The 21971-nt window shown below is 31.2% G+C and carries 25 protein-coding genes; 11 read left to right on the top strand and 14 right to left on the bottom strand.

Translation table 11 applies throughout. The features are described 5' to 3' along the window. Positions 1–5 precede the first annotated feature (5 nt). The 9 genes from atpH to GSY47_RS18900 form a co-directional block, all read right to left on the bottom strand. Positions 6–539 (bottom strand): ATP synthase F1 subunit delta, encoded by a 534-nt coding sequence (gene atpH / locus GSY47_RS18940; RefSeq protein ID WP_179000933.1) that lies wholly within the window; start codon positions 537–539, stop codon positions 6–8. Between the two features lie 4 nt (positions 540–543). Further along, positions 544–1044 carry a F0F1 ATP synthase subunit B gene (locus GSY47_RS18935; RefSeq protein WP_179000935.1) on the bottom strand — a complete coding sequence of 167 codons (501 nt, stop codon included), beginning with the start codon at positions 1042–1044 and terminating at the stop codon, positions 544–546. A 90-nt stretch (positions 1045–1134) separates the two neighbouring features. Then, entirely contained in the window at positions 1135–1332 is a 198-nt protein-coding gene (gene atpE, locus GSY47_RS18930; RefSeq protein ID WP_008465835.1) for an ATP synthase F0 subunit C, read from the bottom strand. A gap of 32 nt (positions 1333–1364) precedes the next feature. Next, positions 1365–2540 carry a F0F1 ATP synthase subunit A gene (gene atpB / locus GSY47_RS18925; RefSeq protein WP_179000937.1) on the bottom strand — a complete coding sequence of 392 codons (1176 nt, stop codon included), beginning with the start codon at positions 2538–2540 and terminating at the stop codon, positions 1365–1367. A 569-nt stretch (positions 2541–3109) separates the two neighbouring features. Next, positions 3110–3337, bottom strand: a complete 228-nt coding sequence (locus tag GSY47_RS18920) for an AtpZ/AtpI family protein (RefSeq protein WP_179000939.1) — start codon at positions 3335–3337, stop codon at positions 3110–3112. Then, positions 3318–3716, bottom strand: a complete 399-nt coding sequence (locus GSY47_RS18915; protein WP_179000941.1) for a bactofilin family protein — start codon at positions 3714–3716, stop codon at positions 3318–3320. Before GSY47_RS18915 ends, GSY47_RS18920 begins: the two co-directional genes overlap by 20 nt. A gap of 2 nt (positions 3717–3718) precedes the next feature. After that, positions 3719–6337, bottom strand: a complete 2619-nt coding sequence (porW, locus tag GSY47_RS18910) for a type IX secretion system periplasmic lipoprotein PorW/SprE (RefSeq protein WP_179000943.1) — start codon at positions 6335–6337, stop codon at positions 3719–3721. Positions 6338–6427: 90 nt separating this feature from the next. Continuing rightward, entirely contained in the window at positions 6428–7123 is a 696-nt protein-coding gene (locus GSY47_RS18905; RefSeq protein WP_091490215.1) for an ABC transporter ATP-binding protein, read from the bottom strand. 69 nt (positions 7124–7192) lie between these two features. Continuing rightward, positions 7193–8653: a DUF5687 family protein gene (locus tag GSY47_RS18900; RefSeq protein ID WP_179000945.1), complete on the bottom strand. Its 1461-nt coding sequence runs from the start codon at positions 8651–8653 to the stop codon at positions 7193–7195. A 128-nt stretch (positions 8654–8781) separates the two neighbouring features. Between GSY47_RS18900 and GSY47_RS18895 the strand changes: the two genes are divergently transcribed. From GSY47_RS18895 to GSY47_RS18885, 3 genes are all read left to right on the top strand, one after another. Then, positions 8782–9834, top strand: a complete 1053-nt coding sequence (locus GSY47_RS18895; protein WP_179000947.1) for a 2Fe-2S iron-sulfur cluster-binding protein — start codon at positions 8782–8784, stop codon at positions 9832–9834. Positions 9835–10016: 182 nt separating this feature from the next. Beyond that, positions 10017–10325 (top strand): hypothetical protein, encoded by a 309-nt coding sequence (locus tag GSY47_RS18890; RefSeq protein ID WP_179000949.1) that lies wholly within the window; start codon positions 10017–10019, stop codon positions 10323–10325. A 141-nt stretch (positions 10326–10466) separates the two neighbouring features. After that, positions 10467–10901, top strand: coding sequence for a hypothetical protein (locus GSY47_RS18885; protein ID WP_179000951.1), 435 nt, complete (start codon positions 10467–10469; stop codon positions 10899–10901). Positions 10902–10947: 46 nt separating this feature from the next. Here GSY47_RS18885 and GSY47_RS18880 read toward each other — a convergent pair whose 3' ends face one another. Together GSY47_RS18880 and GSY47_RS18875 are read right to left on the bottom strand one after the other, a co-directional pair. Beyond that, on the bottom strand, positions 10948–11958 hold the full coding sequence (locus GSY47_RS18880; protein WP_179000953.1) for a glycosyltransferase family 9 protein: 1011 nt from the start codon (positions 11956–11958) through the stop codon (positions 10948–10950). A gap of 43 nt (positions 11959–12001) precedes the next feature. Next, positions 12002–12607 carry a DUF4254 domain-containing protein gene (locus GSY47_RS18875; protein WP_144216368.1) on the bottom strand — a complete coding sequence of 202 codons (606 nt, stop codon included), beginning with the start codon at positions 12605–12607 and terminating at the stop codon, positions 12002–12004. Between the two features lie 111 nt (positions 12608–12718). Between GSY47_RS18875 and upp the strand changes: the two genes are divergently transcribed. Further along, positions 12719–13372 carry a uracil phosphoribosyltransferase gene (gene upp / locus GSY47_RS18870; RefSeq protein WP_179000955.1) on the top strand — a complete coding sequence of 218 codons (654 nt, stop codon included), beginning with the start codon at positions 12719–12721 and terminating at the stop codon, positions 13370–13372. Here the strand turns inward: upp and GSY47_RS18865 are convergent. Beyond that, positions 13367–14296: a DUF6427 family protein gene (locus GSY47_RS18865; RefSeq protein ID WP_179000957.1), complete on the bottom strand. Its 930-nt coding sequence runs from the start codon at positions 14294–14296 to the stop codon at positions 13367–13369. The genes upp and GSY47_RS18865 overlap by 6 nt on opposite strands. 141 nt (positions 14297–14437) lie before the next feature. Between GSY47_RS18865 and GSY47_RS18860 the strand changes: the two genes are divergently transcribed. Further along, positions 14438–14668: a DUF6341 family protein gene (locus tag GSY47_RS18860; RefSeq protein ID WP_144216374.1), complete on the top strand. Its 231-nt coding sequence runs from the start codon at positions 14438–14440 to the stop codon at positions 14666–14668. A 42-nt stretch (positions 14669–14710) separates the two neighbouring features. Here the strand turns inward: GSY47_RS18860 and purD are convergent, their stop codons facing one another. Beyond that, a complete protein-coding gene (gene purD / locus GSY47_RS18855) occupies positions 14711–15985 on the bottom strand; it encodes a phosphoribosylamine--glycine ligase (RefSeq protein WP_179000959.1) in 1275 nt (424 codons plus the stop codon). Positions 15986–16081: 96 nt separating this feature from the next. On the opposite strand from purD, the gene GSY47_RS18850 reads away from it, so the two are divergent. The 6 genes from GSY47_RS18850 to GSY47_RS18825 all read left to right on the top strand — a co-directional run bounded on the left by GSY47_RS18850 (position 16082) and on the right by GSY47_RS18825 (position 20938). Then, on the top strand, positions 16082–16363 hold the full coding sequence (locus tag GSY47_RS18850; RefSeq protein WP_179000961.1) for a type II toxin-antitoxin system RelE/ParE family toxin: 282 nt from the start codon (positions 16082–16084) through the stop codon (positions 16361–16363). A gap of 12 nt (positions 16364–16375) precedes the next feature. Continuing rightward, positions 16376–16678: a HigA family addiction module antitoxin gene (locus tag GSY47_RS18845; protein WP_179000963.1), complete on the top strand. Its 303-nt coding sequence runs from the start codon at positions 16376–16378 to the stop codon at positions 16676–16678. Next, positions 16678–17988, top strand: a complete 1311-nt coding sequence (locus GSY47_RS18840) for a phenylacetate--CoA ligase family protein (RefSeq protein WP_179000965.1) — start codon at positions 16678–16680, stop codon at positions 17986–17988. The genes GSY47_RS18845 and GSY47_RS18840 overlap by 1 nt, the downstream gene beginning before the upstream one ends. Before the next feature lie 41 nt (positions 17989–18029). Continuing rightward, complete coding sequence (locus GSY47_RS18835) at positions 18030–18557, top strand: ORF6N domain-containing protein (protein ID WP_179000967.1); 528 nt, start codon at positions 18030–18032, stop codon at positions 18555–18557. Positions 18558–18665: 108 nt separating this feature from the next. Beyond that, the gene (wecB, locus tag GSY47_RS18830; protein ID WP_179000969.1) at positions 18666–19751 is read left to right on the top strand and encodes a non-hydrolyzing UDP-N-acetylglucosamine 2-epimerase; all 1086 of its coding nucleotides are present in this window, start codon (positions 18666–18668) and stop codon (positions 19749–19751) included. Then, the gene (locus GSY47_RS18825) at positions 19751–20938 is read left to right on the top strand and encodes a glycosyltransferase family 4 protein (protein WP_179000971.1); all 1188 of its coding nucleotides are present in this window, start codon (positions 19751–19753) and stop codon (positions 20936–20938) included. Before wecB ends, GSY47_RS18825 begins: the two co-directional genes overlap by 1 nt. Before the next feature lie 49 nt (positions 20939–20987). On the opposite strand, the gene GSY47_RS18820 is transcribed toward GSY47_RS18825, so the two are convergent. Then, on the bottom strand, positions 20988–21971 hold the full coding sequence (locus GSY47_RS18820; RefSeq protein ID WP_179000973.1) for a UDP-glucuronic acid decarboxylase family protein: 984 nt from the start codon (positions 21969–21971) through the stop codon (positions 20988–20990).

Below are 21971 nucleotides of genomic sequence, written 5' to 3'. Positions count from 1 at the left end.
AAAAACTAATTACTTAACTCTCTTTTTAATACTTGTAATCTGTTTGCAACAGAAGCATTGTATTGATTATCTCCTATTCTCAAAATAAATCCACCAATGATTGAAGGATCTACGATATTTTCAATTGTTATTTTTTTATCTGATAAAGTTGCAATTTTTGCTAAAACTTTAGCTTCTAATTCTGCATCCATCGGAATAGCTGTTGTAACTTTTGCTACTTCAACACCATTATTTTCATCAAATAATTTATTGTATTCTAAAGCGATTGCTTTTAGAATTTCAAATCTTTTGTTTTCAAATAATAAATGAAACAACCCTTTAGTAACTCCATTTACATCTGCAAAAACTTCTAAAAGAGCACTTTCTTTAACTTCAACCTTTGTTGTTGGGTTTTCAATAAAGGTACTCAATTCTAAATTTGTCTCAATTGCATTTGCAATTGATTTCATATCGTTATTGACAGCTTCGGCAACACCTTTAGAGTTTGCTAAGTCTAGAATTGCTTTTGCATAACGAATTGCTGCTCTTGTACTTGCCATAATCTTAGTTTAACTTTACGTCACCTAACATTTTCTCTACTAATTTAGTTTGAGATTCTTTGTTAGATAATTCTTCTTTCAATAATTTCTCAGCAATAGTCAATGATAAAGTTGAAACTTGAGCTTTAACTTCAGCCATTGCAGCATTTTTTTCACTTTCGATAGCTGCTTTAGCTTGCTCAATCATTTTTTGACCTGCCTCTTGTGCTTCGTTTTTAGAATCAGCAATCATTTTCTCTCTCATTTCGCGAGCTTCTTTTAACATCGCGTCACGTTCTGCACGAGCTTCGTTCAAAATTCTTTGATTATCAGCTTGTAAATTTTCCATTTCTCTTTTTGCATTTTCAGCAGAAAGTAATGCATTTTTAATACCTTCTTCTCTTGCTGTAATAGATTCCATAATTGGCTTCCATGCAAATTTTACTAAAAGTAAAATTAATACTAACAAGATTAAAGCTTGCCAAAAGAATAAACCGAATGAAAAATCGTTAAATAACTTATCCATTTTATATAACTATATTAAATATTTAATTTCTTTTTTTAAAGTAACAACACCTTTAACCAACCGTTAAAGATGTTGTTATTTCTTTCTTTATTATTTTCCTAAGATTAAAGCAGCAAATGCTAAACCTTCTAATAAAGCAGCGATAATAATCATCGCAGTTTGGATTTTACCAGCAGCTTCTGGCTGACGAGCAATAGCGTCCATAGCAGATCCACCGATTTTACCTAAACCTAAACCTGCACCGATTACTACTAAACCAGCACCTACTAAAGTTGGAATTGTTCCCATAAGTATTTATATATATAAAATTAAACTTCTAATTAAATAATTACATTCTCTTCGTGTCCATGATCATCGTGATGGTGATCTTGAACTGCCATACCAATAAACAATGATGATAACATTGTAAAGATAAAGGCTTGTAAAAATGCAACTAAAACTTCGATAACAGAGATAAATAATGTTAGTCCTAAAGAGATTGGTAAATCTGCTGCTAAATTTTTACCCACAAAAATCATAGCGATCAAGCTCATAATTACTACGTGACCTGCTGTAATATTTGCGTACAAACGAATTAATAATGCAAATGGCTTTGTTAATGTTCCCAAAATTTCAATTGGAGCTAAAATAATTTTCATTGGAACCGGTACTCCTGGCATCCAGAAAATATGTCCCCAATAATCTTTGTTTGCACTAAATTGTGTAATTAAGAAAGTAAATGCCGCTAAACAAACTGTAATAGCAATATTTCCCGTAACATTAATTCCTAGTGGAGTCATTCCTAATAAGTTTAACAACCAAACAAAGAAAAACACCGTCAAAAGATACCCCATATATTTACGGTATTTCTTTTCTCCAATATTAGGAACAGCAATTTCGTCTCTGATGAAAATAATAAGTGGTTCTAAAACTCTACCAAATCCAGTTGGGATTGGTCCTTTTTTATATGATTTTGCTAAACCAGTAAACATTAAGAATAATAATACTGATACAAAAAGCATTGAAACTACATTTTTTGTAATTGAAAAATCTAATGGTTTTTCATTTTCTGGATGACCGTGCTCATTGAAAGTAATCGTTCCAGCTGCGTCTGTTTTGTAAATTTTACCATGAACTAATTTGTAGAAGTTTCCATCAACTTCAGCAACTGCTTCACCGTGGTGTAATTTTGAAGAAGAGAAAATTTTCAATCCTCCATCAATTAATATAACTGGTAATGAAAAACCATAGCTTTTATGTTCTTTTTCATCTTGAAAGAAAACAAAGTCGTGAGAATCTTGTAAGTGGTGATCAATAAAAGCATCCACTTTTGCTTTAGGATCAAGAGCTACATGCTCTCCTTCCTCAGGGGCATTATGTGAAACTACTTTCTCTTCATGAGCTGTTTCAGTTTGAACATGCGTTGAGTCATTCTCTGAGTTTGCAAAACCCATAATTGGTAGAGAAGCTACAAAAGCGGCAAGAATAAAGCTGAGTGGTTTGTTTGAAATCACCATATCGTGGAAAATCTTATTTTTTTACGTTTCTAAAATTTGGTGCAAAGGTACATTTTTTATTAATATTCAAAAGGATATGAAAAATTATTTTTAAACCTTGTTTTAAAGAATTGTTATTTTAACGCTTTTCATTTAATAATCGGGCAGTTAAAAGCGTCTGAAATAACAAAAACAACACAAATGTTATAAAAAAACTAATTTTCTCAACACTAGTTTCTCCTGTCTTGCTTTTTAAGATCGGTTGCAAAACTAAATACGCAAACAACATTTGTGTAAAAGTTCCAAATAAAAATGCCATTCCGACGATTTCAAAATTCTTCTTCTTTACTATTAATAATATAAGGTATAGTAGGGAAGAAATTCCAAAGAAGAATAAATAAGGTATTTCTAAACTATAATGGAAGTTTTGAGTGCTGATTTCGAAAAAAAAGAAAATTGCTTTATGAAGCACATACGCTACTAAAGCAAAACAAAATAAATAAAATACTGGTCTGTAATTTTTTGAAAACATTTGAAACAATTTTGCTGCAAAGATGCAACTTTTATCTCAAGGTATTTTTACTTAAAATCTACTTTGTTTTATTAATGTCATTTACCTGTCGGATAACATTATATAATGCAATTCCAACACCAAGTAATACAAAAATGGTGTTGAAATATACTTTTGGACTTGGATGATTTTCATCAAGCCAAGTTCCAAAATAAGAGAATACAAAAATAATAACTCCCATTTGAAAGGGAATATTAATAAATGCCAACCATTTATTTCTTTTATTATTATTCGGTTCCTTTTCCATCTTCTAACATGATTACTGGGTTTGAATGTGCCAGCATGGTACAGGTTGCTGTGAAGTCTGCTCCCGGTTCTATTGATAGTTTTCCTACTGCTACTTCTCCATGAATTTGTGCAGTCGATTTAATATTGAGGATTTCTAAAACTTTTATTTTTCCGTGAAATACTCCTTCTATATCAGCATTGTTACAGATAATTTCTCCTTTGACCGATCCTTTGGCTCCTATTACAATTTTTCCTTGCGAAGTAAAATTTCCTATCAATTCGCCGTCCAATCTAAAATCAGCTTTTGAAACGATGTCACCAACTATTGAGGTTCCTTCTACTATTCGGTTCGTTTTTCCTAATTGTTCTGTTCCGTTTTTCTTTACTTTTTCAAACATTATTATGGGGTTTTTGGGGTCAAGTAGGCGTCTAGGTTCTTTTTAATTTGAACCACTTTATAATTATCTGTAGATATAATAATTGCAGGATGAGCAATTTTGTATTTTTTATCATCTCTAAAAACTCCCGCAACGTCTCTGGCATAAGCCTCAGATTTTAAACCATTAATAACTACAAAACTTTCCGTTAAATTGTATTTATCGAAAGAAGTCGTTAATCGTTCAAAGTTTTCAACTAATAAAAACACTCTGATTGCTTCTTCAATTTGCTTAACGGTTTTGGTGTCATTATTTGAAACGGCATATAAAATTTTCCAGCTTTTATTATCAGTAGTTGTAAAGTTTAGTCTCTCTAGAACTGGAATTTGTTTTTCTAAAATTTCTCTAGCATTTTTACCTTCTTCACTGTTCGGATAATTATCTGCCACATTTTCCATTCCCTTTTTGTAAGCTTCTAAACCATTTACTTTTCCTAAAGTATTGGCTTTTAACAATTCATACTTCGAAACAATATCTTCTCCAGAATATTGATTAATCAGATTATCAATATTGGTTAATACTTCACCGTATTTTTCTTCTTCAAAAAGCTTATACCATTTTTTATATTCAGCATCTGGACTGGAGCTCGGATCGTCAGATTTATTATTTAAAATCTGAGCATACCTTGAAGTAGGATACTTTGTTGAAATCTCTGATTTTATTGCCTCTGCTTTTTGTGGATCTGTAATTTGATAAATTTTATACAAATTATACATTGATGGCAATACCAATTTTTCTTCCGGATTGTTACGTAACAATTGTTCCAGTTTATCACTTGCCAATTTATATTCTTTAAACTTCTCCTTATATATAAGTCCTAGTTGGTAGTAAGCAAAATTGCGTTCTTTACCAATACTATCCATTGCAACTTCTGAAGTTGGAAGCTGTTTGGTATAAAATGCAACCGTATATTTTTCTGGAACAATAGTATCTTTTAAAACATTAGCAACTTCTTTATCATTAATAGTATCATTCATTGCCAAGTCATTAGCCGATTTTATTCCTGCCAATCTCCAATTTCCGCCCAATGTTCTATTACCCCACATTTTTTTAAACTGGAGTTTTCCATAAGCAACTGTCGTCGGATTATAAAAATAAAAGGAGCTTCCGCCATCATTCATTCCTGGAGGCATTCCTATTCCTCCTCCGTCTAGGTCTCCAGGTTTTCCTAAAGTATTAGAGTTTACTGCTCCGTTTCCAGAATTTTGTGCTTGGGAATTTAAATCGATGTTAGCTAATCGTTCTTTCTCTTTTTCTTCTATTAGACGTTTTGCTTCATCTTTTTTCTTCAGCTCTGCAATATAATTTTCGAAGTAAATCTTTTTCTCCGTCGCTGGCAGATTAAATACTTTAATAATACTGTCATTACGTTTTGCAACTGCTTCGTATTTAATAACGTTATCCAGATTTTTTCTATTTTTTTCTATAAAAGCATATTCTCTGGTTTTGGGGTCCAGTTTAACTAAAGTACTGTCATAATACTTCGCAGCCATTGAATAATCTGTGTTTTTAAAATACATATTTCCAATGTTTCGATATGCTGAAGCCATCAAATAGGGATCTTTAGATTTCCTTCCTAACGATTTATTGTAGTATTTTAAAGCATTTTCCTGATCCTTCTTTTTGTCATAAAAAACTCCCATTTCATAAAAAAGAAAATCATAATAAGGTCGATTCTCACGATCTGTGACTAACTTATTGAACGTTTTTAAAAAGATGGTATCGTTATCATTTTCATAATCATACAATTGTGCTCTTTTTGCGTAAGCATGCATCATGTATTTACGATCGGCTTTTCTATTTAAATCAATAACTTGATTATAAAAATAAATGGCACTATCACGTTTTTCTTCTTCCTGATACATCTGACCAAGAATAAAACGGTATCTAGCACGTTCTTCATTTTTTCTGGTAAACTGTTCTGCGATTCTTAATTTAGCAACCGCACTGTCTTTTTGTTCTAAATTCAGAAATGCTTCAGCCAAAAGCGCATTTGCATCAGCAAAAGTCTGTTTGTCTAAATCTGTTTTTTTAAGTAAAAGTTTAATGTTTTTAAGCGCAATTGCATCGTTGCCTAAACGCATATTGGTCTTTTCACGCCAGATTTTTGCGATATAAATATTATTGCTTTCCGGGTATTTGTACAAAATATAATTGAATGCCTCAATTGCCGGAATAAAACGCTGATCATAATATCTTGCTTTCCCAAGCATAAGATAAGCTTCATCAATCTGCCAGTTTCTCTCTCTCCCACCAATATTCATGGAGTGTTTCTGAATGGCTTTGGTCGCTTTTGTTTCTGCTTTTTCAAAATCAGGATTTTTGGCTTTTTCTCCTTCAGAAAAATTTTCATCAAACTGCATTTTTTCTATTGGCAGGATTTTCCAAAAATTGTCTTCATTGTTGCCCTGAATAGATTGCAGGCCTTTTTCTAGACCAAGTCCTCCATTGTACAAAATATTATATTTGGTTCCAATAGAGTGCGAACTTCTAGCCAAAAAAGTATTTTTTTTGGTAGAACAAGCTATCAAAAAGAATAAAAAAACGAAAGTAAAACTATATTTAAAAGTATTCTTTTTCAATAGAAAAGATTTTAAAACTGATAACTGCTAAAATTCAATTTTAGTATAATTGACTCGTAAAAATACGCTTCTTTTTGTAATCATAGAAATTTAAACAGCAAAAAACAATTCCAGTTCCTGCAAGGTCTCTTTTGAGGTCTGAATGTCTTTTACAATTTCCCCTTTATTCAATGCCACTATTCTATCACAAACTTCAACTGTATGCTGTAAATCATGGCTTGAAACTAAAACAGTTACATTTGGATTGTCTGCCAAATCTTTAATAATTTTTTTTAATCGACTAACCGTTGTCGGATCTAAATTTGCAAATGGCTCGTCTAAAATAACAACTTCTGGATTTCCAATTAATGTGGCTATAATTCCAACTTTTTTCTGATTTCCTTTTGATAAATCTCTTAAGTACTTTTTGTTGTTTAAAATTTCTCCATTAAAAAATTCTTCATGCTGCGCCAATAAAGCATCAACGTCTGCCTTGTTTTGATTGCGAAGATCTCCGATAAAATAAAAATATTCTTCTGGTGTTAAATAGCCAATCAAAAAACTTTCATCTAAAAATGAACCTGTAAAAGATTTCCAGTTTTCGCTGGTATTAACCTGAATATTTTGATTTAAAATCTTTCCATTTGATGGCTGAATTAAGTCTAATAACAGACTGAAAAAAGTTGTTTTTCCTGCTCCGTTATTTCCCACTAATCCAAAACTTTGTCCTTTTGGAATTTCAAGACTTTCTATATTTAGAACTGTTGTACCGTTATATTTTTTTAAAAGTTGATTTACTTGTATCATGATCATTTTAGATTTTAGATTGTTGATTTTAGATTAATTATCAAATTGACTCATTTTCTAATTATCTTATTAATTCTTTTGTTTATAAGCACTTATCGTACTGTATTTTTCCATTTTGTACCTTTTTTCAATTAATGAAAACACTTTTTCTTTAAAAATAAATCCTAAAACTCCAGCGCCTGCAACCAAAGAAAGTCCGATTGGTTTGCTTCCAAAGTGAAGCCCAAGCCAATACAGTAATAAAGGCAAAACAATTTTTGGCAATGTCAGCAGCATCGCATTAACATTAAAAGCTTTTTTATCTCCAAATGCACCGCCTGCATTGCTCAAATCAATTGGTGTTTTGGTAAATGCTCCTCCTAAAAGTACTAAATGTGAATTTACACCTATATTATAAATTGCTCCGGCAACAATTGTTAGATAAACTTCCCATCCATAAAAAATATAAAATGAAGCTAGAATTGTAGAGACAAAAGTAGCAATCACAATAAGCCACCATTTTGAAGTAATGTAACCTCTATATGGAACATTTTGTGTCATTAACAACTGATAATAAGAACTATCCCAACTTGGTACAAACTGACCAAAGACAAATAGAAATCCTCCTGAAACAAATATTCCCGCAAAAATGTGCATTACCGCCGGCTGATGTGAGTTTCCAAAAAAGATAAATCCGTAGAATAAAAAGAGAACACTCATAAAAATGGTCGTTTTTGATCTCTTATTTCTTTTTATTAATTTGATATCATTTTTAAGAAAGGTTCCTAAAGTTCCAAACTGATTCAACCAAGTCAGGTTTTCTGTAGAAGCAATATCATGTTTTACTGAAAGTCCAGCGTCCAGATATAAATTCTTCTTAAAATATTTAAAAGTAAAAACATACAATCCTGCCAATACCAAAATCGGAATTAAAAATACACCGTCGATATCATAAAAACTCTGAAAAAACGGTGTTGTAAATAGCGTAATATCAAATATATTGTAATAATGAGCTCCGCCTAAAGCAAGAACTATCCCCGCAAAAACAACAAACAATTTATCAATATTGCTTAGAATGATATTCAAAAAATTATTGATATAAATAATCGCCATGATTCCTAAATGCCAGAAAACAATTTCAACAACATCATATCCATTCAAAATCAGTACAACTGAAAATGGAATAAAAAACAAAGCATGAATCCAATTGAAAAAAGATAAAGCTGTTTTTCCTAAAGAGAAATGAACAATCGTAGGTTTTTTAAATGGCAAAACTAGCAATGGCTTAATGTTTAGGACTGGTATTGATTGCATTAACAATCTAATTATTAAGTCAAAAAGAAAATAATAAATCAAAAATTTATTAACTGTTACCAATGGTTCCAATTTCATATCCTTAAGAACATAAAATGCTCCAACTCCCATTCCAATAAAAATTAAAGAAAAATAGATCATAAAGAAACCTATTATAATTTTCATTGCCAGGTTTTTACCAAAAGATGCGGATCTAATGAACGCTTTCCATTCTAGGTAAATAAACTTTTTAATCATGGTTTATAGTTTTAGTATTTTTGTAGTAAGAGACCAAATGTAGGAAAACGTTACAAAAAAAGTTAAAAAAAATAATTTCGTACCAAACATTTAATAGTGGTTTGCTACTTTTGCAAAAAAATTCTATCATGCCTTCATTCTTAAAACTTATAATTAAAGAGGTTAAACGCGAAACTGCAGATGCTGTTTCTATACTTTTTAATGTTCCTGAAGAACTAAAATCAGACTATAAATTTATAGCTGGTCAATATATTAATTTAAAACTAACTCTTGATAATCAAGAAATTAGACGTGCTTATTCTATTTGTTCAGCACCAGACAGTGGCGAATTAAGAATTGCTGTGAAAGCAGTAAAAAATGGTCTTTTTTCTCAATTTGCTAACACCAAATTAAAAGCAGGAGATGTTCTTGAAGTAGGTCAGCCAGAAGGTAAATTTACTTTCGAACCAGATGCAGAAAGACAGAAAAATTATGCTGCATTTGTTGCAGGAAGTGGTATTACTCCAGTTCTTTCTATTATAAAATCGGTTTTAAAAAATGAGCAAAAGAGTTCATTTGTATTAGTTTATGGAAACAAAACTCCTGAAAACACTATTTTCCACCAAGAACTTCATGATTTACAATTGCAATATGTAGGCAGATTTTTTGTGCATTATGTATTTAGCCAGGCAAAAGCAGAGAATGCTTTATTTGGAAGAATTGAAAAATCGGCTGTGAATTTTGTTTTAAACAACAAACACAAAGAATTACAGTTTGACAAATTCTACTTGTGCGGACCAGAAGAAATGATCAATACTGTTTCGAATGTTTTGAAAGAAAAAAATGTAAAAGAATCTGCTATTAAATTTGAGCTTTTTACATCTTCTTCTGAAGAAAATGAAATCCAGGGTTCTCAAGAAGGCCATACTAAAATTACGGTTTTAGTTGACGATGAGGAAACTACTTTCGAAATGTCTAAAAAACAGACTATTTTAGATGCAGCTCTAAAACAAGGCGTTGACGCTCCATATTCTTGTCAGGGCGGAATTTGTAGTAGCTGTTTAGGACGTGTAACGACTGGAACTGCCGAAATGACTAAAAACTCTATTTTAACAGATAGTGAAATTGCCGAAGGTTTAATTTTAACTTGTCAAGCACATCCAACATCAGATACAATTTATGTAGATTACGACGATGTTTAGTCTGTAAAATTCCAATACGAAAAATTCCAAATTCCAACTTTACAATTGGAGTTTGGAATTTTTTTTCTCTGATTCTTATTTATAATCTTTGTCAAAGTTTTAGATTTTGACTAAGATGTGAACCCATTTATATCTTTCTTTAAATTGGAATTTGGAATTTAAAAATTGAAAATTAATTGTTTATGAAATCAGTACGAGAAATTTTTAGGAACAAAGAATATCTTCTGGATGAACCAGAAGTTATGAAATTGGTTGATTATTGTGAAGAACTTCAGGATGAGATTGTCGAATTTAAATATCAAAAGACTGACAATAAAGAACTTGCGTTGTTAGATATGATCAAAGAAGTCATAAAAGGATGCGATGCCATTGAAAAAGAACAAATGGAACACGAACGATATGGCTATGATGCACCTAATTATCAGGAAACAATTACAAATTTAAAAAGTTATATTTACCGTCGCTGTCGTGATGAAAAAATTTGGCTCTAATTGAAATAAAAGCAAAATTTTATCAAAATACTGCCAAATTTTCATTAAATTAGAGGTATAATTATGGCAATCTCAATCTCAATAGTTTGAGAATTTGTAGAGCTCAATCAAAATTTGTCAAACATTTAAACATTAAATATCATGACAACTCACGTACAACACTTTCATCTATACCTATCTATTATGCTGGTTGTAACTACTGCGCTATGCGTTTTGGCAGTTATTCTAAAAATGAAAAACAGAAAAGGTCCTAAGTTGCTTGAAAGAGAAAAATACAATTCAACTTTGACTGAAAAAATGGTAGAAGTAAAAAAGACAGATTCAAATATTTTTAATATCTGGCCTTATGTAAGCAGACTTAAATCGGCTAAAATTTTATCTAAAAAAATTAAAGATCACGACTTAATTTATAAAATTTACAGAGATTCATCAGACAAATTCGAACATATACTGTTGTCTACTGAAGACAAAAATAACTTTGTAACCATTATAGTAAACAAAAAAAGAAAAAAAACAATAGGATATTCTTTCCTCGATTCTAATGAAAGATACGATTTAAACAAAAATATCGCTTAAAGATTAAAAAAAAACTTCTCTTGACAGAGAAGTTTTTTTATCTTTTTTATGAAAGCTCCTTTACAACTTTATCAATAACCTGTTGTGGTAAAATTGTTCTCATGGCATCCTCATAACCTTCTACCACTTTGTTTCCATAAACAGAAGTTGGCAGTTTTGGATATTGACTTCGATCAGAAGTTAAAGCATTTTCTAAACTTTGGTTAAAAGGTAAAAATCCAGCATACGGATGTGTTGCTCCCCAAAGTGTTATAACTTTTACTCCAAGCATAGCCGCAATATGTGCATTTCCAGAATCCATAGAAAGCATCACATCAAGATTGCTGATTAACTGCAATTCCTGTTGAAACTTAATTTTTCCAGCCATATTGATTACATTTTCAAAAGGCTCTGCTAGTGAATTCAGAATTTCTATTTCTTTTTTTCCTCCGCCAAAAAGTAAAATTTTATATATCTGATTTTCAGCCAATTTTGCAATAACTTCCTGCATTAAATCTAAAGGATAAACTTTAGAATCGTATTGCGCAAAAGGTGCAATTCCAATTAATTTTTGGTTTTGATTTCCGATAATTGCTAGAATATCAGCATTTAAAACTGCCTTTTCAGGAAAGATTGGATTCGATAAATCTAACGGAAAACCAAGTTCTTCAAACACTTTTGTATGTCTTTCGAACATGGTTGGTAATGGCGTAAAAATCTTATTTTCAGCTCTTGTCAATTCTTTTTTTCCTTCACGGCCTTTATCAACAGTTGCTCTTTTTTTTCCGCTTAAAACGAAAAGTAAACTCACAACCTTCGATCGTAAAACATTATGAAGATCTGCAAAAGCATCAATCTTCAATTTTTTCACGTCGCTAAACAATCGTAAAAGTCCTAGAAAACCTTTGTGTCTCTGTTTTTCATCGAAAGCGAAAAACTCCAGATTTGGAATTCCATCAAAAAATGGTTTAAAAAAAGGACGAGAAATAACGGTCAGTTTTACCATTGGATATTGTTTTACAAATGCGCGTAAAACAGGAACCGTCATGGCGACATCTCCCATTGCGGATAGTCTCATGACGGCTATATGTTTGATTTTGTTGTTGGACAACTCTGCCAAATTATTTTTTATTTTGATATAAAACTGGATTCAATTCATCATCGTTGTACATTTTCATTTGTTTGTACACTTTCATGAATTTATCTCCGTTTTCGATATCTGTCAATAATTCTTCAATTGCTGTAGATAAATCTGTTCTTTGTTCTAAAAGTACATTTAATTTTTCTTGACATTTATCTCTGTGTTCTTGTGAAGCCTCTGCACGAGTTGCTTCTTCATGCATATGATAAATTTTTAAAGCCAAAATAGACAATCTGTCAAATGCCCAAGCTGGGCTTTCAGAATTGATTTTTGCTCCGTCTTTTACTTTAATATCGCTATATTTTTGTAAAAAATAGCTGTCGATATATTCCACCATATCAGTACGTTCTTGATTAGATGCATCAATTCTTCTTTTTAAAGTTAAAGCTGCAACAGGATCAATTTGTGGATCACGAATGATATCTTCAAAATGCCATTGAACGGTATCAATCCAATTTTTAAGATATAATAAATGTTCAAACTTATCTTTCGGATAAGGATTATTGATCGGCTGATCTACATTATCAAACTGGTGATAATCTTTGATACTTTGCTCGAAAACAGAATATGCTAATTTTGAAAACATGTATTTATTTTTTTAGAGTTACAAAGATACTTTTTATACTTTTATGCTGCGAAAAAAAGCAATTATTTTTCGTTTTCATATCTTTATTCGTTAATAAATTAAAAATTCATCATGAAAATTCATTATATCTCTGAAAATAACAGCGTTCTCAATCACTTTCTTGGACAAATTAGAAATGTAAATGTACAGAATGACAGTATGCGTTTTAGAAGAAATATTGAACGCATTGGCGAAATTATGGCATATGAATTAAGCAAAATTCTGCCTTATAAAAATGTGGATATCCAGACTCCACTGGGCATTAAAAAAACAACAGAAATTGATACTGATTTAGTTCTATGTCCCATTTTAAGAGCTGGTTTACCGCTGCATAACGGTTTTCTGAATTACTTCGATCATGCCGAAAATAGTTTTGTTTCAGCCTGCAGACATCATCCAAATAATGATGACGAATTTGAAATTTTAGTGGAATATCAAGCTATTTCGAACCTAAATAATAAAACTGTTCTGCTTTTAGATCCTATGCTGGCAACGGGACAATCTATCGTGGCTGTTCATAAAAAATTACTTGAAAATGCTACCCCAACAGAATTTCATATTGTGGTGGTTATCGCAGCTCCAGAGGGAATCGCTCACTTAGAAAAAAATCTTCCCGAAAATTGTCATTTATGGGTTGCCTCTTTAGACGAAAAACTAAATGAGAAAAACTACATTGTTCCAGGTCTTGGTGATGCTGGTGATCTTGCTTACGGCAGTAAATTATAATTGTGAAAAAAATGTAAATAAACTGCAGGCAATCAATATATAAAATACAATTTCATTATTCAATTTTTGCTGCATATATTCTACATGACTTGTTGCCATAATGGTTAATGGCGCGATACTGAACAGCAATAAATCGTTACTTTTATTTGGTGAAATAATATAAACAAACGCCGCAATAAAAAAGTAAGCTACAATTTTCTTATAAGAAGAATGTACAATCTGCGGTCTGTTTGACAACGTCATCAACATGGATGTCACAAAAAAAAGAGCTACAGCAGTATAAATTGAAAGTGCTCCGTTTTCGTAATTATTCTTAAAATAGTCAATTCTAAAATCAACTACTGCTCTTTCTTGGAAAAAAGCGACAGCATCTATGTTTAAAATTAAAGAGGTCATATAAAATAATATTGCCACCGCCAAAAGCGCGATAAATGGCAAAACCCAGTTCCTATAATCTCTTGAAACATGGAAAATAATCGAAATAAATACCAATACTAAGAAAAGTATGCTCCAAAATTGAAATAAAGCAGCTACAAAAATCCAAAAAGAAGCATCGAATATTTTTTCTTTTGAAGCTTTAAGCGATTGAAGCGAAATTAATCTTCGAACTGCCAACAAAATAAAAAAGTTCGCGTAAATAACATTTGGATTGTTAAATATGGTAGGGAAAAATAAAAGAAACAACAAATAGAAAAATATCGCGTAACCATTGTCTTTACTAAGTCCGTTCTTTTTTACGATAAAATTTACCATAAAAAAAGAAGCTAAAATAAAGCATAACAAACTCACTTTTTGGAAAGCCAAAAAATAAGAAGTAACCCAAGACGGGTCTTTAATTTGGAACATAAAAAAGAAAACCAGTATTAAAATTACAACCAATGAATAATTTAATGGCGTAGATTTTTTAAAAACACTTGTTATCATAAGGATATTTTATACTTTTGTGATTGTAAAGATAGTACTTGTTTAAAATGAAAAAACGAACAAGTCGAAAAAAGATTCAATTAACCGAATTTTATCTTCAAAGCATTACACAACATAAATAACATATAATTTTAAAGAATTATGAAAGCTTTTTTTGAAGGAATACAATACTTATTCGTTAACATTTTGTTTGCTCCTCTTGATTTTTTACGTCATTTGGAATTAAAAACATGGTTTGGTGCAAACACTATTAACTGGATTTTCATGATCATCTGTGCATGCGCAATCGTTTATTGGATTAAACAATTACGTATTTTTGATGATGCCGGAACAGAAAACCAAGATACAACGGCTCACTCATTTTTAAAATAAAAACCAAACCCTTAAATTAATTAAGGGCTAGTCCATTATTTTTTAAATTAGATCGAAACCAATATCTTTTCTAAAATACATCTTATCAAAGCTTAGTTTATCTATGTTTTGGTAAGATTTTTTTATGGCTTCTTGGAAATTATCTCCATAAGAAGTTATAGCAATTACACGTCCTCCATTAGTTACGACATTTCCGTTATCTAATTTGGTACCTGCGTGAAAAACTATAGAATCTTCAATATTTTCTAAACCAGAAATAACTTTTCCTTTTTCGAAATCTTCAGGATAGCCACCAGAAACAACCATTACAGTTGTAGCACTTCTTGGATCAACTTCTAAATTAAAGTCTCCTAATTTCTGATCTGCCACAGACAAAAACAATTCAACTAAGTCAGATTTTAATCTCGGAACCACAACTTCTGTTTCAGGGTCACCCATTCTTACATTGTATTCAATAACAATTGGTTCTCCTTTTACATTGATTAAACCAATAAACACAAATCCTTTATATTCGATTCCATCTTTCTGGAAACCTTCGATTGTTGGTTTTACGATACGAGTTTCAATTTTTTCCATCAAAACAGCATCTACATAAGGAACTGGAGAAACTGCTCCCATTCCACCTGTATTTAAACCTGTGTCGCCTTCACCAATTCTTTTGTAATCTTTTGCTGTTGGAAGAATTTTATAACTTTTTCCGTCAGTTAAAACAAAACAGCTTAGTTCGATTCCGTCCAAAAATTCTTCAATAACAACTTTTGCACTTGCTGTTCCAAATTTTGCATGAACCAGCATATTTCTCAATTCTGTTTTTGCTTCTTCAAGATCCTGAATAATCAAAACTCCTTTTCCAGCTGCTAATCCGTCAGCTTTTAAAACATAAGGAGGTTGTAATGTTTCCAGAAATTTACATCCTTCTTCAACTGTTTCGGCAGTAAAACTGTCATAAGCCGCAGTTGGAATGTTGTGTTTCATCAAGAATTCTTTTGCAAATTCTTTACTTCCTTCTAATTGAGCACCTATTTTAGATGGTCCAATTACTGGAATATGTTTTAAACTTTCGTCGTTTTTAAAGTAATCGTAAATACCTTTTACCAATGGATCTTCAGGTCCTACGACTACTAAACTTATATTTTCTTTAAGTACTAAAGCTTTTACGGCTTCAAAATCTGTCGCAGCTATTGCCACGTTTTCAGCAATTGCTGCAGTTCCTGCATTTCCTGGTACTACAAAAAGTTTTTCGCAAAGCGGACTCTGAGTCATTTTCCATGCAAATGCATGCTCTCTTCCGCCCGATCCCAATAGTAAAATTGTCATGGTGTTGTTGTATTTAGTTGTGGTGCAAAAATAGTTGCTTTTAACCGTATATAATAATTTTTTTTACTTACTTTTGACGTTAGTAATGCGAAAGGTATGATAATCTCATTTGGTTCAAAAGAAACTGAAAAAATTTGGAATGGTATTGTTGTTAGAAAACCTTCAATTGAGATACAACAAATTGGAAGAAGAAAACTCAGAATGCTTCATAATTCTCAAAATTTAACTGATTTAAGAATTCCGCCTTCTAATCGTTTGGAAAAGCTAAGCGGAAATCTAAAAGATTTTTACAGTATTCGAATTAACGATCAATGGAGAATAATTTTTGTTTGGGAAAACGGAAATGCTTCAAATGTAGAGATCATCGATTATCATTAAAATGAATAAAAAATGGAAAAATTAAAAAATATACACCCTGGCGAAATTTTATCAGAAGAATTTTTAATTCCTCTAAATATTACACCTTACCGTTTATCTAAAGATTTAAAAATTCCGCAAACAAGAATTTCTGAAATCATAAAAGGAAATCGCAGAATAACTGCTGATACTGCTTTGCGATTAAGTCAGTATTTTGGAAATTCTGCTAAATTTTGGCTTGGACTTCAAGACGATTTTGATATTGAAGAAGAAGAATTGAATAAAAGTCAAGAACTTAAATCAATTAAACGTTACGACTTAAAAGAAGCAGTTTAATGATTCGTCTTTTTGATCTTTCCCTCAAATTAAATGGTTTTCCGATAAAGAAAGCCAAAGCCGAATTGGATAAAATTGTTCATTTTTCTGAAGAAGAATATATTTCATTTCTTGAAAATAAAAAGAAAGAAATTGTTGATTTTCATTTTAAAAACAATTCTTTTTATGCCGAATTAGCTGGAAATACAACTGCTGAAAGTTGGGAAAATCTTCCGATTTTAAATAAGCAAAATCTACAAAAACCACTCGAGGAAAGACTTTCAAAAGGTTATTCTAAAAAAAATATTTACCTCAACAAAACTTCTGGATCAAGCGGAACTCCTTTTATTTTTGCTAAAGATAAGTATTCACACGCTTTAACCTGGGCATCAAATATTATGCGTTTTGGCTGGTTCGGAATTGACTTTAATCATTCGTATCAGGCGCGTTTTTATGGAATTCCAATGGATTTTATTGGATATCAAAAAGAACGTTTCAAAGATTTCCTAACGCATCGTTTTCGTTTTCCTGTTTTCGATTTATCAGATGATATTTTGGAAAAATTTCTAAAAAAATTCAAAACTAAAAAATTCGATTATATCAACGGTTATACAAGTTCGATTGTTTTATTTGCTAAATTTTTAGAACAAAAAAACATCATTTTAAAAGAAATCTGTCCGACTTTAAAAGCTTGTTTTGTTACATCGGAAATGCTTTTTGAAACAGATAAAAAACTGTTAGAAAAACAATTTGGCATTCCGATTATTAGTGAATATGGAGCTTCTGAACTTGATTTGATTGCTTTTGAAAATCCGCAAAGAGAATGGCAGGTAAATGCTGAAACGCTGTTTCTAGAAATTTTAGACGAAAACAATAATCCTGTTCCACATGGAACAGAAGGCAAAATTGTGATTACTTCACTCTTCAACAAAGCAAATCCTTTTATCCGATATGAAATTGGCGACATCGGAATTTTGGATGAAAAAAGTACACCACAAAAACCAATTCTAAAAAAACTCATTGGTAGAACAAATGATGTTGCTATTTTGCCAAGCGGGAAAAAATCACCCGGTTTGACTTTTTATTATGTGACCAAAAGCATAATTGAAGACGATGGAAATGTAAAAGAATTTATCATCAAACAAACCAAAATTGATACTTTTGAAATTGAATATATATCTGAAAAAGAATTAGTTTCAGAACAAATTCAAAAAATAAAAGAAGCCATCGATTTGTATTTGGAACCCAATTTAAACTTCACATTCACAAGAAAAACTGTTTTAGAAAGAACCAATCGAGGAAAGCTAAAACAATTTAAATCTTATCTGTAAAATAAATAAAATCTTACATTTGTTTTTTTAAATAAAAACTTATGGACGACAACTCTTTACTTTCTGAAGAAACAATTTCTAATAAAATATATTTTATCCGTGGCCAAAAAGTGATGTTGGATCGTGATTTGGCTTTGTTGTATGGAATAGAAACCAAAGTACTTAAACAATCAGTAAAAAGAAATTTATCTAGATTTCCCGAAGATTTTATGTTTGAACTAGATAAAACAGAATTTGAAAATTGGAGGTCACAATTTGTGACCTCCAATTCTGACAGGATTGGTTTAAGATATGCACCAATGGCTTTTACTGAACACGGCGTCATGATGTTATCTAGTATACTAAAAAGTGCCAAAGCAATTCAAACCAATATTCAAATTATGAGGATTTTCACGAAAGTGAGACAAATGCTTTTGGATACAACAGAAATCAAAGTTGATATTCTACAGATTCAGAAAAAGCTAGAAAATCATGATAAAAATATTGAATTGGTATTTTCTTATTTAGATGAATTGACAGAAAAGAAAGAAAATGAAGCTGAAAGAGTGAAGATTGAATATAAAAAATAAGCAAAATTATATTTAAAATTACAATGAAGAAAATAGCACAAACGATTCAGATTCCAATTTAAACTTTACTTTTGCGGAAAGAAATTTTACAAAGAATTTGATCGCCCTATGAAAATTACCATAATTGCTGGTGCAAGACCTAATTTCATAAAAATAGCACCTATTATTAATGCAATAAAAAACAAGCAAAATGAAGGTTTTGATATTTCGTTTCGTTTGGTGCATACAGGTCAGCATTATGATAAAAATCTAAGCGATACTTTTTTTGAAGAATTAAATATTCCTCATCCCGATATTAATCTTGAAGTAAAAAGCGGTTCACAAGCAGAACAGACCGCTGCGATTATGATTGCTTTTGAAAAAGAATTACTTCAAAATCCATGCGATTTGGTTTTGGTTGTTGGCGATGTCAACTCAACAATGGCCTGCTCAATTGTCGCGAAAAAGTGCAATACAAAAGTGGCACATGTTGAAGCAGGAATACGTTCTGGAGATTTAACAATGCCCGAAGAAATCAATAGAATGTTGACAGACAGTATAACAGACTACTTTTTTACAACCTCAACATCTGCTTCTGAAAATTTATTGAAACTAGGTTCAAATCCAGAAAATATACATTTTGTTGGAAATGTTATGATCGATACTTTGTATCAAAATATAAATAGAATCATACCCCCAGATTTTTGGAACGAGCTGCAATTAAAAGAGAAAAATTATATTATTTTGACTTTACATCGTCCTGCAAATGTTGATGAAGTTTCATCTCTAATTAATTTACTCCATGGAATTGATTTACTGGTTAATGACAAAAAAATAATTTTCCCAATTCATCCAAGAACTCAAGCTATTTTAAGTGAAAACAAAATTGAATTCAAAAATATCGTTTTTGTGTTGCCACAAGGTTATCTTAATTTCATGTATTTAATCAAAAATAGTTTTGCCGTTATTACTGATAGCGGTGGTATTTCGGAAGAAACAACAGTTCTGGGAATTCCTTGTTTTACAATGCGAGACAACACAGAGCGTCCAGAAACAGAAACAATTGGATCAAACACCATAGTTGGAACTTCTTTAGAAAATTTAAAAAATGTCTTTACTTCATTTTTAGAAAATGAACCGAAGAAAAGTGGTATTCCTGAATTATGGGATGGAAATGCATCTGAACGAATTGTTTCAATTTTATTGGATAAATAATGAATGATATTCTAATTATATCCAATTACTATCCCCCTGAAAAAGGTGCAGCAGCCAATAGAATTGAACAACTGGCTTTAAAATTAGACCAAAACGGATATAATGTTTCTGTTATTTCGCCACTTCCTAATTATCCTAAAGGCGAACTTTTTCCAGAATATAAAGGTAAATTTTCTATAACCGAAAAAAACCAAAATATTACTTTAAAACGCCTTTGGATTTATCCGAGTAATAGTTCTAATATTTTTAAAAGAATTGTTTCTACTTTATCTTTTTCTACAACTTTATTTTTCTATTTATTATTTGCCAAAATACCTAAAAAAGTAATTGTGCAGTCTCCGCCTCTATTGCTTTCTTTTGTATCTGTTTTGGCCCTTTGGATAAAAAGAAGAAGAATAATTTTGAATGTTTCCGACCTTTGGCCAACAGCAGCGATAGAACTTCAAGTATTAAAGAAAAATAGTCTTTCACATAAATTTCTACTTTTTATAGAACGATTTATATATAAAAAGGCAACTCATATTTTTGGGCAGTCCAACGAAATCATTGAGCATATTCATTCTATTTTTCCAGAAAAGAAATGTTTTTTATATCGAAATTATCCTGATCATTTTGTCGAAAATAGATTAGAAAAAAAAATCGATTCAAATGAACCTATTAAATTGTTTTATGCCGGCTTACTAGGAGTTGCACAGGGTGTTTTTGAACTTATTCAGAAATTAGATCTGAAAAATTTAAACATAGAACTTCACATTTTTGGAGATGGTGCCGAAAAAACAGAAATTTTAAATTATCTAAATCAGAATCCAATTAAGAAAATTATCTTTCATGGAATGTTAGAACGAAACGTCTTACATGAAACTCTACAAAATTTAGATATTGCTTTAGTTCCTTTAAAAACAAGAATCTATGGATCTGTTCCTTCAAAAATATTCGAATATAGTGCTTTAGGCTTTCCAGTTCTATATTTTGGAGGTGGTGAAGGAGAAACTATTGTAGAAGAAAATAATCTAGGCTGGGTCGTGCCTGTTGAAGATTTTAAAGGTTTAAACGATGCCTTAACAAAGATTTCTGAAACTGGCAAAAATGAAATTCAGAATATGAAACAAATTATATTTCAACATGCTAAAAGTAATTTTAATCTTGACCAGCAAATGAAAAATTTAATTGAAAGTAATGCTTTTTAAGCGGACTGTTCTATAAAAAAGGGAAACACAAAATGTTTCCCTTTTTTTATCATTTTATATAACTAGAAAAATCTTTGTGTTCTTCTTTTGCCAATTCTTCAGGAGACAACGATTTAAAATATTCATACGTAATTTTCATTCCTTCAGCACGGCTAACTTTAGCTTCCCAACCTAACAATTCTTTTGCTTTAGTTGTATCTGGCTGACGCTGTAATGGATCGTTTACTGGCAATGGATGATATACTACTTTTTGATTTGTTCCTGTCAGTTTGATGATTTCCTCTGCAAAATCTTTGATTGTGATTTCGTCTGGATTTCCAATATTTACCGGATAGACATAATCAGAATGCAGTAATCTGAAAATACCTTCAACTTGGTCGTCAACATAACAGAACGAACGTGTCTGCATTCCGTCTCCAAAAATGGTTAAATCTTCTCCACGCAAAGCCTGGCCAATAAAAGCAGGAATTACACGTCCGTCATTAAGTCGCATTCTTGGGCCATAAGTATTAAAAATACGAACGATTCTGGTTTCTACACCATGAAAGGTGTGATAAGCCATTGTTATTGATTCTTGAAAACGTTTTGCTTCATCATAAACTCCACGCGGTCCAATTGTATTTACGTTTCCGTAATATTCTTCCGTTTGCGGGTGTACCAAAGGATCTCCATAAACTTCAGAAGTTGAAGCGATTAAAATTCTAGCATTCTTAACTCTTGCCAATCCTAACAAATTGTGTGTTCCTAAGGAACCTACTTTAAGAGTCTGAATTGGAATTTTTAAATAATCAATCGGACTTGCTGGCGATGCAAAATGCAAGATATAATCTAAATCGCCAGGAATATGAACAAACTTCGTAATATCATGATGATAGAATTCGAAGTTTTCCAGTTTGAATAAATGCTCAATATTTTTAAGATCTCCTGTAATTAGATTATCCATCCCAATAACAAAATATCCTTCTTTGATAAATCTGTCACATAAATGTGATCCTAAAAATCCTGCAGCTCCAGTAATAAGTATTCTTTTCAT

Origin of the sequence: Flavobacterium quisquiliarum (genome assembly GCF_019308285.1) — a bacterium.
GTDB lineage: Bacteria > Bacteroidota > Bacteroidia > Flavobacteriales > Flavobacteriaceae > Flavobacterium > Flavobacterium quisquiliarum.
Note: the sequence above shows the minus strand (reverse complement) of the source record. Positions and strands in the feature narration are given on the sequence as shown.